The 16,231-nt window shown below is 59.6% G+C and carries 15 protein-coding genes; 10 read left to right on the forward strand and 5 right to left on the reverse strand.

All coding sequences use genetic code 11. The features are described 5' to 3' along the window. The first annotated feature begins 40 nt into the window (after positions 1 to 40). Positions 41 to 643: a molybdenum cofactor guanylyltransferase MobA gene (gene mobA / locus J3P82_RS17175; protein WP_434557905.1), complete on the forward strand. Its 603-nt coding sequence runs from the start codon at positions 41 to 43 to the stop codon at positions 641 to 643. A gap of 75 nt (positions 644 to 718) precedes the next feature. Continuing rightward, positions 719 to 940, forward strand: a complete 222-nt coding sequence (locus J3P82_RS17180; RefSeq protein ID WP_039588986.1) for a YgdI/YgdR family lipoprotein — start codon at positions 719 to 721, stop codon at positions 938 to 940. Positions 941 to 1,016: 76 nt separating this feature from the next. Here the strand turns inward: J3P82_RS17180 and J3P82_RS17185 are convergent, their stop codons facing one another. The 3 genes from J3P82_RS17185 to J3P82_RS17195 form a co-directional block, all read right to left on the reverse strand. After that, positions 1,017 to 1,907, reverse strand: coding sequence for a pseudouridine synthase (locus J3P82_RS17185; RefSeq protein WP_434557906.1), 891 nt, complete (start codon positions 1,905 to 1,907; stop codon positions 1,017 to 1,019). A gap of 71 nt (positions 1,908 to 1,978) precedes the next feature. Beyond that, the gene (locus J3P82_RS17190; protein WP_434563867.1) at positions 1,979 to 2,299 is read right to left on the reverse strand and encodes a transcriptional regulator; all 321 of its coding nucleotides are present in this window, start codon (positions 2,297 to 2,299) and stop codon (positions 1,979 to 1,981) included. A 91-nt stretch (positions 2,300 to 2,390) separates the two neighbouring features. Then, positions 2,391 to 2,630: a glutaredoxin family protein gene (locus tag J3P82_RS17195; RefSeq protein WP_434557907.1), complete on the reverse strand. Its 240-nt coding sequence runs from the start codon at positions 2,628 to 2,630 to the stop codon at positions 2,391 to 2,393. Between the two features lie 188 nt (positions 2,631 to 2,818). On the opposite strand from J3P82_RS17195, the gene J3P82_RS17200 reads away from it, so the two are divergent. The 8 genes from J3P82_RS17200 (at position 2,819) to J3P82_RS17235 (ending at position 14,813) form a co-directional block, all read left to right on the forward strand. Next, positions 2,819 to 4,531, forward strand: a complete 1,713-nt coding sequence (locus J3P82_RS17200; protein ID WP_434557908.1) for a cation:proton antiporter — start codon at positions 2,819 to 2,821, stop codon at positions 4,529 to 4,531. A gap of 191 nt (positions 4,532 to 4,722) precedes the next feature. Continuing rightward, positions 4,723 to 5,037, forward strand: coding sequence for a DUF883 family protein (locus tag J3P82_RS17205; protein ID WP_186609922.1), 315 nt, complete (start codon positions 4,723 to 4,725; stop codon positions 5,035 to 5,037). A gap of 2 nt (positions 5,038 to 5,039) precedes the next feature. Beyond that, positions 5,040 to 5,429: a phage holin family protein gene (locus tag J3P82_RS17210; RefSeq protein ID WP_186609945.1), complete on the forward strand. Its 390-nt coding sequence runs from the start codon at positions 5,040 to 5,042 to the stop codon at positions 5,427 to 5,429. Then, positions 5,426 to 5,761, forward strand: coding sequence for a hypothetical protein (locus J3P82_RS17215; protein WP_186609923.1), 336 nt, complete (start codon positions 5,426 to 5,428; stop codon positions 5,759 to 5,761). Before J3P82_RS17210 ends, J3P82_RS17215 begins: the two co-directional genes overlap by 4 nt. Positions 5,762 to 5,897: 136 nt before the next feature. After that, entirely contained in the window at positions 5,898 to 7,226 is a 1,329-nt protein-coding gene (locus J3P82_RS17220) for a deoxyguanosinetriphosphate triphosphohydrolase (protein ID WP_434557909.1), read from the forward strand. Between the two features lie 304 nt (positions 7,227 to 7,530). Next, positions 7,531 to 8,157 carry a response regulator gene (locus J3P82_RS17225; RefSeq protein WP_434557910.1) on the forward strand — a complete coding sequence of 209 codons (627 nt, stop codon included), beginning with the start codon at positions 7,531 to 7,533 and terminating at the stop codon, positions 8,155 to 8,157. 11 nt (positions 8,158 to 8,168) lie between these two features. Beyond that, positions 8,169 to 11,789, forward strand: coding sequence for a transporter substrate-binding domain-containing protein (locus tag J3P82_RS17230; protein ID WP_434557911.1), 3,621 nt, complete (start codon positions 8,169 to 8,171; stop codon positions 11,787 to 11,789). Between the two features lie 75 nt (positions 11,790 to 11,864). Next, the gene (locus J3P82_RS17235; protein ID WP_434557912.1) at positions 11,865 to 14,813 is read left to right on the forward strand and encodes an HD domain-containing phosphohydrolase; all 2,949 of its coding nucleotides are present in this window, start codon (positions 11,865 to 11,867) and stop codon (positions 14,811 to 14,813) included. Here the strand turns inward: J3P82_RS17235 and J3P82_RS17240 are convergent, their stop codons facing one another. Both J3P82_RS17240 and J3P82_RS17245 read right to left on the reverse strand, forming a co-directional pair. Beyond that, positions 14,814 to 15,296, reverse strand: coding sequence for a GAF domain-containing protein (locus tag J3P82_RS17240; protein ID WP_434557913.1), 483 nt, complete (start codon positions 15,294 to 15,296; stop codon positions 14,814 to 14,816). It abuts the gene before it with no gap. Further along, entirely contained in the window at positions 15,293 to 16,183 is an 891-nt protein-coding gene (locus tag J3P82_RS17245) for an ATP-binding protein (RefSeq protein WP_434557914.1), read from the reverse strand. Before J3P82_RS17245 ends, J3P82_RS17240 begins: the two co-directional genes overlap by 4 nt. Between the last annotated feature and the right edge of the window lie 48 nt (positions 16,184 to 16,231).

Below are 16,231 nucleotides of genomic sequence, written 5' to 3' on the forward strand. Positions count from 1 at the left end.
ATCACAGCGCCTGATTTTTTCGCCCGTGCGGAGACACGCGATGACCTCGAACAATCCCCTGCCTTCCTGTTCCGTCCTGCTCCTGGCGGGCGGGCGCGGGCAAAGGATGGGCGGGCAAGACAAAGGTTTGCTGCAATGGCATGGAGAACCGTTGATTGCCCACCTGCATCGGCATACCCGGGCCTTGAGCGATGACCTGATCATCTCCTGCAACCGCAACCCGGAACGTTACGCCCTGTACGCAGACCAGCTGGTTCATGACGAGGAAGGGGATTTTCCCGGCCCATTGGCAGGCATCCGTGCGGGCCTCAGGGTGGCGCGGCATCCTTATCTGCTGGTCCTGCCGTGCGACGTACCGCAGATTGATGCAAGCCTGCTCGACAGCATGCGCGAGACGGCAAGCCAACACCCCGACAAGCCGTTGATGGTGCGTCATGGCGAACATTGGGAGCCGCTGCTGTGCGTCATCCCGGTCGCCCTGGCAGCAGCGTTTGAACAGGCGTGGCACGAAGGCGAACGCAGCCCTGGCCGCATCATGCGCACGCTGCATGCCGTGGCCTTGCAGTGCCCCGCCAATGATCCCCGGCTGGCTAATCTCAATACACCGGAGCTCCTCGCCCATCACGCAGGCGTGTCAGATTGACACTAGCCAGGAACTTGCTCGCGATGTATACGTCTGAAGGTCAGTCACTTGAAGAATTCATTTCGGAGAAACACCATGACTCAACGGACCCTCGCTACTTTCATGCTCGCGCTGGGCCTCGCCACTCTCGCCGGGTGCGCATCGCCAACAGTGATCACCTTGAATGACGGTCGCGAAATCCAGGCCGTCGACACGCCACATTACGATGAAGACAGTGGCTTCTACGAATTCGAGCAACTGGATGGCAAGCAGACTCGCGTGAACAAGGATCAGGTTCGTACCGTTAAAGACCTGTAATCTTTGACGTCGCAGCCAGATGAGGAAAAGCCCGCATTATTGCGGGCTTTTTATTGCCTGTCCTAAAGCGGCGCCATTACCAACGCAGCGTTATCGCGCTTTCAAAGGAGCGCTCCACGCCCGTGATCGGATCGATGAAACGCAACCCCCGCGCCAGTAACTTGAGCGGATTGGAATAATCATCCTCGGCATCTCGAACCACGTCGGGGTAGAAGGGATCGTTGCAGATGCCCGCCCCCAACGCGTTCATATGAACCCGTAACTGATGTTTCTTGCCGGTGACCGGATACAGGCCGTAGCGCCACAGGTCGCCATTCCTTTCAAGCACTTCAATGGCCGTTTCGGTATTGGGCTCGCCCGGCCCTTCTTGCATTCGAAAGAACGGCTCCCCGTTGATCATCCGGGTCTTGTGCACGCGCGGAAAGACCAATCCAGGCAATGCGGGGGCAATGGCTTGGTAGTGTTTTTCGATCCGTCGCGTCGGAAACAACGATTGATACGCTGAACGAGTCAGCGGATTGGCTGAAAACAGCACCAGTCCTGCCGTGTGGCGATCGATGCGGTGCAAGGGCACTAGATGGGGATTGTCCAGCCGACGAATCAGTCGCCGCAACAACGTCTGTTCAACGTATTCCCCCGCTGGGGTGACAGGCAGGAAATGCGGCTTGTCGGCCACCACCAGGTGCTCGTCGACATGGAGAATCGACTCCACTACCGGGATCGGCTTTTCGTCGGGGACTTCCCGAAAGTAATGGATGCGCAGACCTTCACGGTATGGCAAGTCGGCACGAATCGACCTGCCCTCCTCGTCCAATACTCGTCCCCGGGCGATCCGATCCAGCCATTGCTCGCGGCTGATCGCGCTGAAATGCTCGCAGAGACAATCGAGCACTGTCTGCCAGGCGCCGGGCGGCAAATACAGCGTGCTCGCCTGATGGTGAGCCGCAGAAAACGATGAACCAGACATTAAGGACTCTTTAACCTTTACGGGGCCGACATTATCCGATAGTCACGCAAACCAGCCCAGCAATGATTGGCTCAGGCGCGGATTGGCGTCGGTCTCGCTGCTGCTTCGGTGAACTCTTTCAACCAGCGCAGCACGTCGACCGCCTCCCAGCGCCCCGGGTCGTACAGTGCATACAACAACCCCTGGTAACCCACCACATCGAGCTGCTTGTGATAACCGGCGCGCTGGAACAATGCTTCGATCTCGGCGAAACAGGTGTTGAAGTGCAGTTTATTGAAGGGCGTCTTCCCTTCGGTCACCAGACCATCCAGGCGCAACTCCAGGACCGCCTCACGCACAACGTCCGCGGACATCCTGTTCACGCTGTTTTTCAATTGCTCGACATTGACCAAGGCACGCACTCCGGATAGCTGTATAGGCATACAGTAACCGAAGAATAGCATTTCGCCAATGATGGCGTGTGGGCTCAGGCGATGGAAGGTATCAACCGAGAAAGGCGGCAACGCAATCGGGATCATCGAAGGGCCAATCCAACTCAGCCCCCGTATCGACTCTGCGTAATACCGGAATGCGCAAACCATAGGTCTCGGCCAAGGCCTCGCTTTCGGCGATATCCACGAGTTCCACCAACAGGCCATGTTCCACGAAGGGCATCAGCACGCCCTCGGCAACTTCACACAAATGGCATCCCAGGGTGCCGAACAACTGGCATTCAGGCGGCATGGCAGGTAGGCCCAAAAAAGATAGACGGCCATTCTAGGCCTGCCTTGGGAAGCCGTCGAGGCGGGTGCCGCGATTCAGAATGTTTCGGTAAAGCGCTGATGCAAATCATTGAGCACCAAAGTATTTTCGGCGATGCTCGGTTCATTTCTCCTCTACGCTGAGTGTCAGAACCTGAAACGGAGTATCCCTTGTTTGCCAACCTGCTGATCATCCTCGCCTCGTCCCTGGTGGTCATTGCCCTGTTCAGGCGGCTGCGCCTGCCACCTGTGCTTGGCTATCTCTGTGTCGGGTTGGCCGTCGGTCCCACCGCCCTGGACTGGGTGAACGACAGCGAAGAACTGCCGGACCTTGCCGAACTTGGCGTGGTCTTCCTGCTGTTCTCGCTGGGCCTGGAATTCTCGCTCTCGAAGATGCTCGAATTGCGCCGGGTGGTGTTCGGCCTCGGCAGCTTGCAGGTGGTGATTTCGGGAGCGCTGCTGGGCGCCCTGCTGGTGGGCTGCGGCGCTCCGGCGATGGCGGCACTGTTGCTCGGCGCCGGGCTGGCCTTGTCCTCCACCGCCATCGTCAGCAAGGAGCTGACCAGCCTGGGGGAGATTTTCACCAGTCACGGCCAGAACGCCATCGGCGTGCTGCTGTTCCAGGACGTCGTCGCGGTATTGCTCCTGACCCTGGTGCCGGTGTTTGCCGGGAGCAGCGAGCACGCCTGGTATTGGGCGCTGCCCCTGACGCTGGGCAAGACGCTGGTGCTGTTCGGCGGCTTGCTGTTGGCCAGCCGCTTGCTGCTGCCGCGACTGTTCCACGAAGTAGCGGCGTCCCGGTCCGCCGAGCTTTTTGTGTTGCTGGCCCTGGTGATCGTGCTGCTGACCGCATGGCTTACCCACCTGCTTGGCCTGTCACCGGCCCTCGGGGCATTCCTCGCCGGCATGTTGCTTGGCGAAAGCCACTATCGGCATCAGATCGAGGCCGATATACGGCCGTTCCGCGATATCCTGCTGGGACTGTTCTTCGTCAGCATCGGCATGCTGATCGACTTGCAACTGTTCGTCGACGATGGCCTGCTGATCCTGGGACTGACGCTGGGATTGATGATCATCAAGGGCAGCGTGGTCGCCGCGCTGGTGAAGTGGCGCGGCAGCGATGGCGAAACCGCCTGGCGCAGCGGCTTGGCCCTGGCCCAGGGCGGCGAATTCTGTTTCGCCCTCATGGCATTGATGCAACAGAACCGCCTCATGCCCGCCGACATCGGCGGGCTGTTATTGGCCGCCACGTTCTGCTCGATGCTGCTGACGCCACTGTTGCTGCGCGCCGCGCCAGCCATAGCCGCCCGGCTCCATCGCAAGCCCAACGAAGAAGCGCAGCTGGACCAGATCAGCGAGCTCAACGCAGGCTTGTCGGGTCATGTAGTCATTTGCGGGTATGGTCGCGTAGGACAGTCGATCGGGCGCTTTCTACGCCGCGAGGGGCTGGGGTTCGTTGCCCTGGATGACGACCCGGTCATCATCCGTGAAGCCTCGGTCGGCGAGAAATGCGTGCACTATGGCGACTCACGCCGGGCAGACCTGCTCGCCGCCGTCGGGCTGGGTCGCGCAAGATTGCTGGTCATCGCGGTAGACAAGACGGACATTGCAATGTCCGTACTCAAGGAGGCCCGGCGGGTCAATCAGCAGGTGCCGATCCTGGTGCGTACCCGCGACGACAGCCAACTGGCCGAGTTGCAGGCCGCCGGGGCCACCGAAGTAGTCCCGGAGTTACTGGAGTCGAGCCTGATGCTGGCGTCTCACGCGCTGATCATGCTTGGGCTGCCGGAGCAGCGGGTCCGGCATCATGTGGATCAAGTCCGTCACGAGCGCTATGGCCTGCTGCACGGTTTCTATCCGGGCAACCAGGACAAGGAACCGTAGCGCAATGTTCAGTCCTGGATTATTTGAGTTAAGGTTTCCAGAGGCTTTCGCCCAGCTTCAGCGCACTGGCGCAGGTGGATGCACCAGTACATCGCAAACTCCAGAGCAAAAGATGTACTACTCAGTTTCACTGAACCTTCCGGCAAGGCTCATACTCGAACGCTTCAGACGTCACTTACGGAGATGCACCCATGGCCAGAACCCAGGCAAAGACTGCTCAAGAAACCCTGATGGAAGACTTCCAGACGCTGGTCCAGGACACTGAACGATTGCTCGATCACACCGCGACCTTGGCGGGCGATCAGGCTGACGAATTGCGCAGCCAGATCCATGAAACCCTGTTGCGCGCCCGCGACACCCTCAAGTTGACTGAAGACTCTGTGCGTGAGCGCGGCCAGGCGGCGGTGATCGCCACCGAAGAGTACGTACAGGCCAATCCTTGGCAATCGGTCGGCATCGCGGCGGGCGTGGGCTTCTTGATCGGACTGCTGGCGACTCGGCGCTGATGATGGGCATCGACGAATCCGGCTCGCCCGAATCGGGCACGAGACCCACAGCGCGTCGCCTGGGCGCGGCATTCCTCGGGTTGCTGCACAGCCATGTCGAATTGTTCGGCATTGAACTGCAGGAACAGAAGGCGCGTACCGTCAGCCTGTTGTTGTTTGCAGGTCTTGCGCTGGTTTTTGGTTTGCTGCTGTTGGTTGGGCTGTCGGCGCTGGTGCTGATCCTGGTATGGGACACCTATCGCCTGGCGGGGATTATCGGCCTGTGCCTGTTCTATCTGTTGGCGGCGTTGTTCTGTGGGCTTCGACTCAAGGCAGCGATCTACGATGAGTCCTCCCCTTTCCATGCCACCCTGGAAGAATTGGCCAACGATCGGGAGCGCCTGTTGCCATGAGTCTGCCTGACATCCCCCAAGCCCGTACCCGACAGGAAATGCGCAAGGCGCTGGTGCGCCTGCGCATGGAAATGCATCGCCAGGAAATTCGCCAGGAAACGCGCCAACTGCTGCATCCGCTGCAACGGGTACGCGGCTTCACGAAAAGTTGGCACGAGGGCTTCGGCCTCAAGCACGCGTCCCTTTGGGGCGTAGCCGCGGTTTCCTTGCTCGGTTTCCTTGGAGGCAAACGAACCCGAAGCGGGCGCTCTGGCGGCTTGTCGCGCCTGGTCCGACTGGCAACAGCAGTGCTTCCGCTGATCAAGCTGGCCAAGAGCGCGCGCAAACCCTGACACCTTCAAGCCCGGGAAAACCCGATTCGGTGGTGGACGCAACACCTGGGCACAACTGATCGAGGCTCTGGGGCCTTGCGGGACACCGCTCGAACCGGGAAGCTAAGGCATCGACTCATCAAACGGAGCACCGGCCTTGGATTGGCACACCCTGCTGACTCGCGAACGCTTGGGAAAACCGCTGCATAGCCCGGAAGAGCTGGGCCGCAGCCCATTTCACAAAGACCACGACCGCATCATCTTCTCCGGAGCCTTCCGGCGCCTTGGGCGCAAGACGCAAGTGCACCCGGTGTCCAGCAACGACCATATCCACACACGCTTGACCCATTCGCTGGAAGTCAGTTGCGTCGGACGATCACTGGGCATGCGTGTCGGGGAAACCATCCGCAACGCCCTGCCCGACTGGTGCGAGCCAAGTGACTTGGGCATGGTGGTCCAATCGGCTTGCCTGGCCCATGACATCGGTAACCCGCCGTTCGGCCATTCTGGCGAGGACGCGATCCGCTACTGGTTTCAACAAGCGGCGGGACGCGGTTGGCTTGACGCCATGAGCGATGCCGAGCGCAACGATTTCCTTAATTTCGAAGGCAATGCCCAGGGGTTCCGGGTACTCACACAGCTCGAATACCATCAGTTCGACGGTGGCACACGGCTGACCTACGCGACCCTGGGTACCTACTTGAAATACCCCTGGACCGCTCGTCACGCCGACTCCCTGGGCTACAAGAAACACAAGTTCGGCTGTTACCAGAGCGAGCTGCCGCTGCTGGAGCAAATCGCCCATAAGCTCGGCCTGCCGCAACTCGAAGACCAGCGCTGGGCAAGGCATCCGCTGGTCTACCTGATGGAAGCGGCCGATGACATCTGCTACGCGTTGATTGACCTGGAGGATGGTGTCGAGATGGACCTGCTGGAATACCCGCAGGTGGAATCGCTACTCCTGGACCTGGTCGGAGACGACTTGCCGGAAACTTATCGTCAGCTCGGCCCGCAGGATTCGCGGCGAAGAAAACTGGCGATCCTGCGTGGCAAGGCCATCGAACACCTCACCAACGCCGCCGCCCGGGCATTCGTCGAGCAACAGGACGCCTTGCTGGCGGGCACGCTGCAGGGCGACCTGGTGGAGCACATGCACGGACCCGCCAAGCGCTGCGTATTGAATGCCAAGGACATGGCCCGCAAGAAGATATTCCAGGACAAGCGAAAAACCCTGAATGAAATCGGCGCCTACACCACGCTGGAGATCTTGCTCAATGGATTCTGCGGAGCTGCCCTGGAACAACACGGCGGCCGTACCCCTTCGTTCAAGAACCGTCGCATCCTCGACCTTCTAGGCAATAACGCACCCGATCCTGACGGCTCGCTGCACAGTGCATTCCTGCGGATGATCGATTTTATCGCCGGCATGACCGACAGCTATGCCAGCGAAATGGCCCAGGAAATGACCGGTCGCACGCGTCAGTGAGGCAACTTCGTCCAGCAACCGCCTCCTGAGCGAACGGGAGCCGGTTGCTGGCCTGCGCCTGTCAACAATGACGATAGTCGTTTATTAACGACCTGATTAATTATTAGAACTAACCCCCTCAAGCTGAACATAAAACACCCCTCCTCACGCCAATTGCCTACCAACCCACTAAATACATCGTGGTACCTCGCCTCTTTTTTTGTAGGAAACTTCTGAAATTGATGATGCATGCCTGTCTCCTCGCGCGACTTGACCTTAACTGGGCTAAGGTGCGCGCTTTATTAAGCTCGTAGGGGACTTATTCATGAACTCCGTTTTCATAGTTGACGATCATCCGGTCATCCGCCTCGCCGTTCGAATGCTCCTTGAGCACGAAGGCTATAAAGTCGTAGGGGAAACCGACAATGGCGTCGACGCGATGCAAATGGTGCGTGAGTGCATGCCGGATCTGGTCATCCTGGACATCAGCATCCCCAAACTTGACGGACTGGAAATACTGTCTCGCTTCAATGCCATGGGCACGCCGCTCAAGACGCTGGTGCTGACAGCACAATCCCCGACACTTTTCGGTATCCGATGCATGCAGTCCGGCGCATCCGGTTATGTTTGCAAACAAGAAGACCTCAGTGAACTTGTCAGCGCAATCAAAGCCGTACTGTCCGGTTACAACTACTTTCCCAGTCAAGCGCTCACCCCCGTACGTGACGATGACCCGCGCAGTGTCGAGCTGGATCTTTTCAAAAGCGTCAACGACCGAGAGTTGATGGTGTTGCAACTTTTTGCCCAAGGCCGCACCAACAAGGAAATAGCCAAAGGCATGTTCCTAAGTAATAAAACGGTCAGCACCTATAAAAAACGGCTCATGCAGAAACTCAAAGTGAAGTCGCTGGTGGATTTGATCGAAATGGCAAAGCGCAACGCACTGGTGTGAGAAATAACAGGATGCTCAAATGCATAAGCAAGTACCTGCTGCTATTAAGTTCAGGGCTTTATGCGGTGTTTCTCGTGGCTGCGCCGAATGTGCCTGAGCACTATGCCCTGCTGAGCCGTGCGAGTGTCGATCATATCGAGATCAAGCTTGATGATACCCACCGTGCCTGGTTGCAAAGTCGTCAGGAACTGGTCCTGGGGACCTCTGCGCCGGACTATCCGCCCTTCGACCTTTCCGGCAGCGGTCGCGATTACGAAGGCATGACCGCCGATTATGCCGGGGTCATCGCCAAGGCCAGCGGCCTGCCCATGAGAGTCCTGCGCTTCGATTCCCGCGAAGCAGCCATTACCGCGCTCAAGACCGGGCAAATAGACCTGCTCGGCACCGCCAACGGCTTCGAAGCCCAAGATCCGGGCGTCGTTCTATCGGCTCCCTATGCCGTGGATCAACCTGTCCTGGTCACCCGGACGAATGAAAACCGCCCCCTGACCGATGATCTGGACGGGCTGCGGCTGAGCATGGTCTATCACTATCTGCCGCCCCGTGAGATCGAAAAGCTGTACCCCAAGGCACTTATTACCACGTACCCCTCCTACCAGAACGCTATCAACGCCGTTGCCTTCGGCCAAGCCGATGTGTTTCTCGGCGATACCATTTCCACCCACTACATGATCAGCAAGGGTTACTTGAGCAACATCCGCATGGCCAGCTTCGGCAAACATGAATCCCACGGATTCGGTTTCGCGGTGCGACGCAACGAGACCCGGTTGCTGGAAGTCGTCAACGCTACGTTGAACCAGATCTCCATCGCCGAGCAAGCGGCTATCGCCAAACGTTGGAGTGCCGGCAGCGACCTGTACCTCACAGAGCACAAGATACAACTGACCGACCGGGAAGAGCGCTGGCTGGCAAGGCATCCGGTGGTTCGAGTGGCGGTGAACGAAACCGCGGCCCCGTTCACTTTCTTTGATTCGGACGGCGATTTTCGCGGAATCAGTGCCGACCTGCTGGAGCTGATCCGGTTGCGTACCGGCATGCGCCTGGACGTCCAACGCCACCAGAACGACAACGACATGATTGCCGCGGTCCTGGAAGGTCACGCCGACGTAATTGCGGCACTTTTACCCAGCAGCGAACGGCAACAGCAGATGAAGTTAAGCCGCCCTTACCTCGATAGCTCATTCGTTCTGCTGACCCGTAAACACTCCGATACACCCACCACCCTCGACCAGTTCGGGGACAAAAGCCTGGCAATCGCCAAAAGCAATCCGATCATAGAATTTCTACGCAACCAGTACCCGAGCATCAAAATAATCGAAACCGTCGGTTCCTTGCACGCCGCTGAAATGATCGCCCAAGGCCAGGCCGACGGTGGTGTGAACTCGCTGGTCATGGCCAACTACTTCATCTCGTCCCACTCGCTCAAAGACAAGTTGCAAATCAGCAGCACCGTAGGGACTCAGCAGGCAATGTTCTCGCTGGCCACCGCAAGAACCGCCACGGAGCTGAGCTCCATCCTCGACAAGGCCTTGACCAGCATCGATCCCGACGAACTGGGCGTGATCAACAACCGCTGGCGCGGCTACGTCTCGGCCTCGGAACACACATGGCGCACCTATAACCGGGTGTTTTTCCAGATCGTCGCCGGCGTCGGCCTGCTACTGCTGCTTTCGCTGGCATGGAATGCCTACATGCAGCGACAGATCAGGCAACGCCAGCGGGCAGAACTGGCGCTCAATGACCAACTTGAGTTCATGCACGCCCTGCTCAACGGCACACCCCATCCGATCTATGTGCGAGACCGCGATGGCGTGCTGCAAAGCTGCAACGACAATTACTTGGAAACGTTCAACGCGAAGCGTGAGGAGGTCATTGGCAAGAACATCATGCCCGGTGCCATGAGCAATGCTTTCGAAGCCCGGGAATACCAGGCGGACTATCAACGCGTCATGGCTGAAGGCACCGCGCTGATCACTGACCGGCCACTGCACATTGGCAACAGGAAGCTGACGATCTATCACTGGATCCTTCCGTACCGTAACTCTGCGGCACAGGTGCAGGGGATAATCGGCGGCTGGATTGATATCAGCGAGCGGCGTCAGCTCGTCGAGCAACTGCGCGCCGCGAAAGAACAGGCCGACGACGCCAACCGGGCCAAGAGCACTTTCCTGGCGACCATGAGCCATGAAATCCGTACGCCCATGAACGCAGTGATCGGCATGCTCGAACTGGCCCTGAAACACGCCGACAAGGGTCACATTGACCGCTCGGCGATTGAGGTCGCGTACGAGTCGGCGTCCGGCATGTTGGAGCTGATAGGCGATATCCTCGACATCGCCCGTATCGAAACAGGCCATCTTAGCCTGGCGCCCGAACGGGTTGACCTGAAGGCCCTGGTGCAATCGGTCATGCGGGTTTTCGACGGGCTGGCCCGGCAAAAGAACATTGGATTGTCCTTGCAATTCGAGCCTGCTGGAATCAACCCGGACGTGCGAATGGACCCATTGCGCTTCAAGCAGGTGCTTTCGAACCTGATCAGCAATGCCTTGAAATTTACCGAGCAAGGCGAAGTGAAGGTCAGCGTGAAGCTGTCCCAGGCCGCCCGGGACAAGACGCTGCAATTGCAGATGGAAGTCAGCGACAGCGGCATCGGTATCAGTCCGGCAGACCTCGGACGTCTGTTCGAGCCATTTGCCCAAGCCGATAACGGCAGCCGGATGGCCCGCAAGGGGGCGGGGCTTGGCCTGGTAATCAGTCGTCACCTGTGCGAGGCCATGGGCGGCGAATTGCAAATGAACAGCCAGCCGGGCCTTGGAACCCAGGTGCGGATTTCCTTGCCGCTCACTCTCCTGCCGAAGGCAGAAGCCAGCGTTCCTGTTACGCCTGTGACTGAAACAGCGACGTGCACGCTGAACGTCCTGGTCGTGGACGACCATCCGGCCAATCGTCTGCTGATGTCCCAGCAGCTGAATTATCTCGGTCATCCCCACCATGTCAGCCACGACGGCGAGCAAGGTCTAAAGGCCTGGCTTGACGGAGATTTCGACCTGATCATCGCCGACTGCAACATGCCCATCATGAGCGGCTACGAACTGGCCCGGGCGGTTCGCCGACACGAGGCCGAGCAGCAACAGCCGCCCTGCACCATCCTGGGATTCACCGCCAACGCGCAGCCCGAGGAAAAACAACGATGCAAGGATGCCGGCATGGACGACTGCCTGTTCAAGCCGATCAGTCTGAGCGCACTCAATCAATGGATGAACGCCATCAAACCCATCAATGCTTCCCGGGCTTTCAATTTGCAAAGCCTGCACACGCTGACCGGCGGCGACCCGGTGTCCACCCACCGCTTGCTTGCAGAACTGCTCAGCAGCAACCGCGCTGACCGCCAGGAACTGCTTGACGTCGCCCGCGGCGCAAACCGGCAGGCGATTACCGAGACGGCGCACAAGATAAAAGGTGTCGCCCGCATCGTGCAGGCCACTGCGCTGATTCAACTGTGCGAGGCGTTGGAACAGGCCTGCCATCAAGCACAGTCCCCCGAACGAATCGATGGCTGCGTCAACGCACTGAGCCAGGCGATGATTGAACTGGGGCGCAGCCTGGAAACAGCGATCGTCAAGGCAAAATAATCCAGTGTTTACTATGCTGTTCGCTCAGCAGTGCGTAGCGGGGGGCGATTTCCCCCAACACTTGGAGTGACGGAAATGCCCAGCGCACCGCGTCCGGAAAAACGCAGGTTTCCCCTGCACGTCCATATCAGCGTGATGTTCACGCTGCTCCTGCTGCTGACCGGCGTGGTATTGGGCGTCTTCAACTATCGACAGACCACGCAGATCATCCTGTCCAGCAGTGAAAAGCTGTTCAATCGAATCGAACAGACCGTGCGCCTGGATCTATACGACACTTACGAACCGATCCGCCATTTGCTCGGCCTGCTGGCCGATTACCCAGCAACACGCATGCCCCAGATGTCGCAACGACTGGCCCTGCTCGGTCCTTTCAGCCAGGCACTGCGGGACAATCCGAACCTGGCATCGCTCTACCTGGGCGATCGCGACGGCAATTTCCTGATGGTTCGATCTTTGCGCACCGAAGCCTCTAAAAGCGCCCTGAGAGCACCGGCCAACGCGTTCTACGAGGTGTGGACCGTCGAGCGCCCAGGCGACGCAGGTTCGGTTCACTCCCAGTCGCTGTTCTATGATCAGGCACTGACACTGATCAGCCGCCAGGATCACCTCGACGAAGACTACGATCCACGCAGTCGGGGCTGGTTTCGCAGCGCAATGGACACCACGGAGCAGATCACCACCGAACCCTACGTGTTTTTTTCCAGCCGTAATATCGGCACGACCCTCGCCCGACGCAGCGGCGAGCGAGCGGTCATCGGCGCTGACCTGACCCTGGCCGCGTTGTCCCAGACGCTGGCCAAGCACAAGGTAACGACCGGCACCGAGATCGCCCTGATAGACCCTCAAGGCAACGCCGTGGGATACCCCGACAGCGAGCGACTGGTCACTGACAACCAGTCGGCACATCTGATCAAGGCGCGTGACTTGCACCCGGCCATCGCCGCCGCGCTCGACAACGACAGTGACATGCCCCGCCTGGAGGCGGCCGGCCGCCAGTGGATCGTCTCTCGCAGCCACATGCAGGAGGGTGGGCCAGAGGGGCTGCAACTGGCTTTGCTGGTGCCGGAGGACGAGTTGCTGGCCGATGCCTATCGCCTGCGCTGGCAAGGCGCGCTGATTACCCTGGCCACCTTGCTGTTGTGCCTGCCTTTGGGCTGGCTGACATCGCGGATTTTGGTCAAGCCGTTGCGCGGGTTGGTAAGGGAAGCCGACGCCATCCGCAGCTTCAATTTCAGTTACCCGGTGTCCCGTCGCTCCCCTGTGCTGGAGGTCGACCAACTGGGCGTTTCGATGGCCCGCATGAAAGAAACCCTGGCGAGTTTTTTCGAGATCACCGCCAGCCTGCGCGCCGAAACCCGTTTCGCCCCACTGCTGGAGCGGGTGCTGTTCGAGACCGTGAAAATCGCCCAGGCCCAGGCCGGCCTGATCTACCTGCGCGAAAACGACGGCGAGCAGATCAAGCCGTACGGAATGGTCATCAATGGAGCGCCTCGGGATCTTCAGGCCTTCGCGCTACAAGGTTATGCATTGGATGCCTCGGACAGCCCGCAGTGGTTCCGGGAACTGGGTGCCGCGCAAACCCTGGTGTCTTCCTTGGGCTTCGAGCAGGCCGCCGACTTGCGTAGCGTGCTGTTGGCACTGGACGCCCCCCGTGTGCACTTGATCGGCATACGCCTGTGCAACCGTCATCAGGAAACCGTCGGCGCGCTAGTGCTATTGATCACTGACACCGGCACCGAAGCCGACCTGGAAAAGCTCCAGCCAGACCGCATCGCTTTCTTGCAGGCGGTCTCGGGCACCGCAACGGTGAGCATCGAAAGCCAGCGCCTGCAAGCCAGGCAAAAGCAATTGCTGGACTCGTTCATCCAACTGCTCGCCGGCGCGATCGATGCCAAAAGCCCCTACACCGGCGGCCACTGCCAGCGAGTACCGGCCCTGACGCTCATGCTCGCCCAGGCGGCTGCCGCCAGCCAGGCACCGGCATTCGAAGGCTACAAGCCGACGGAAGATGAATGGGAGGCGCTGCACATCGCAGCCTGGTTGCACGACTGTGGCAAGGTCACCACGCCCGAGTATGTGGTGGACAAAGCCACCAAGCTGGAAACCTTGAACGATCGTATCCACGAAATTCGCACCCGCTTCGAAGTCCTCAAGCGCGACGCCTGGGTCGACTATTGGCAGGCCCTGGCAACCGGTGGCGAAGCCTCTCTCCTGGCCCAACGACGTGACACCGCCCTAGCCGTCCTTGATGATGACTTCGCCTTCGTTGCACGCTGCAACCTGGGCTCCGAAGCCATGGCGGACACCGACTTGCAACGCCTGCAACGCATCGCCAAACGCACCTGGACCCGAACCCTGGACGATCGCCTGGGCGTGTCCTGGGAGGAAAACCGGCGCCAGGCCCGCGTGCCGACGCCGACGCTGCCCGTCGCTGAACCGCTGCTGGCGGACAAGCCCGAACATCTGTTCGAACGGCATCCGGCCGAGCTGATTCCGGCCGACAATCCGTGGGGTTTCCAACTCGATGTGCCGACCTGGAAATACAACCGCGGCGAACTCTATAACCTCAGCATTACCCGCGGCACGCTGACACGCGAGGAGCGCTACGTGATCAACCATCACATGGTCCAGACGATCCTGATGCTCAGCCAGTTGCCCTTCCCCAGCCACCTGGAAAATGTCGCGGAAATCGCCGGGGGGCACCACGAGAAGATGGACGGCACCGGCTATCCCAAGCGACTCAAGCGCGAGCAGATGAGCCTGCCGGCTCGAATGATGGCCATCGCCGATATTTTCGAAGCGCTGACGGCAGCCGATCGGCCCTACAAAAAGGCCAAGAAACTGAGTGAAGCCTTGGGCATCATGGCCACGATGTGCCGCGATGCCCATATCGATCCCGAGCTGTTCGGGCTGTTCGTCGACGAGCGGATCTACCTGCATTACGCCGAGGCGTTCCTCGACCCACGCCAGATCGACGAAATCGACCCGGACAGTCTGCTGGCCAAGGCAGGATTGAAAACGTGATCAGCAATCGGTCAAGCGCAGGAATATCGCGGCCAATTGTTCAATGCCGGCCTGGTCATGCTCGGTAAAGCGCGCCAGTTTCGGACTGTCCAGGTCCAGCACGCCGATCAGGCGCCCGTCCTTGACCAGCGGCACCACCAATTCGCTGTTCGATGCGCTGTCGCAGGCGATGTGCCCGGCGAACGCATGGACATCTTCAACGCGCTGGGTCTGGCGCGTCGCCGCGGCAGTACCGCACACGCCACGGCCAAACGGGATCCGCACGCAGGCAATCTGGCCCTGGAACGGGCCCAGCACCAATTCGTCATTACGATTGAGGTAAAAACCGGCCCAATTCAGATCGTCCAGCTGACTGGACAGGAACGCCGAAAATTGCGCAGCATTGGCAATGAAGTCCCGCTCATCGGCCAGCAGCGATTGCAATTGTGCCGATAATAGCCCGTAGCCTTCGAGGCCTTCCCCGCTGCTCGTCAAATCGATCATGCCTTGTGCTCCAGAAGTTTAAGGCCCACCCAATAGCGGGCAAACTGATAGGCGCAACGTCCGTTGCGGTTGCCGCGTCCGGTCGCCCAGCGCACCGCCTGTATATCCAGCGCTTCGTCACGTTGCCAGGCCAGCCCGGCCTTCGCGGCCAGCACACCGATCCAATGCTCTACCACGTCGAGAAAATGTTCCTGGGTAAACGGATAGAACGACAACCACAACCCGAAACGGTCGGACAAGGCGATCTTGTCTTCCACGGCTTCGCTGGGGTGAAGCTCGCCGTCGACCCGCTTCCAGTTCTCGTTGTCGCTTTCCTTTTCGGGCACCAGATGGCGGCGGTTCGAAGTGGCATACAGCAGCACGTTGTCCGGCGCCTGCTCGAGGGAACCGTCAAGCACGCTCTTGAGCACGCGGTAGTCGCCCTCGCCGGATTCGAACGACAGGTCATCGCAGAACAACACGAAGCGCTGCGGCAGTTTCGCCACCTGCTCGACCACCCGGGGCAGATCGGCCAGGTGATCGCGCTCGATCTCGATCAAGCGCAGGCCATGCCCGGCATGTTCGGCCAGCAAGGCGCGCACCAGCGACGATTTGCCGGTGCCACGCGAGCCCCAGAGCAACGCATGGTTGGCCGGCATGCCATCGAGGAACTGTTGGGTGTTGCGGCCCAACTGCTCCACCTGGCGATCCACGCCGATCAGGTCCGACAAACCAATATCGAGACTGACTTCAAGCGGCAGCAGGAAACCGCTGCGCCCGTCGCGTTGCCAACGGGCAGCCAAGGTCTGGGACCAGTCGATGGCGGGTCGTGGAGCGGGCAACAGGGGCTCGATACGGGCCAGCACCGCATCGGCGCGCTCAAGAAAAGCATTCAATCGGGCGTCCACGTCTTCTCCTCGGACAAGTTCACGGTAATGATGACGCTTCAGCGACGA

Origin of the sequence: Pseudomonas sp. Z4-20 (genome assembly GCF_051131955.1) — a bacterium.
Taxonomy (GTDB): Bacteria; Pseudomonadota; Gammaproteobacteria; order Pseudomonadales; family Pseudomonadaceae; genus Aquipseudomonas; species Aquipseudomonas marvdashtae.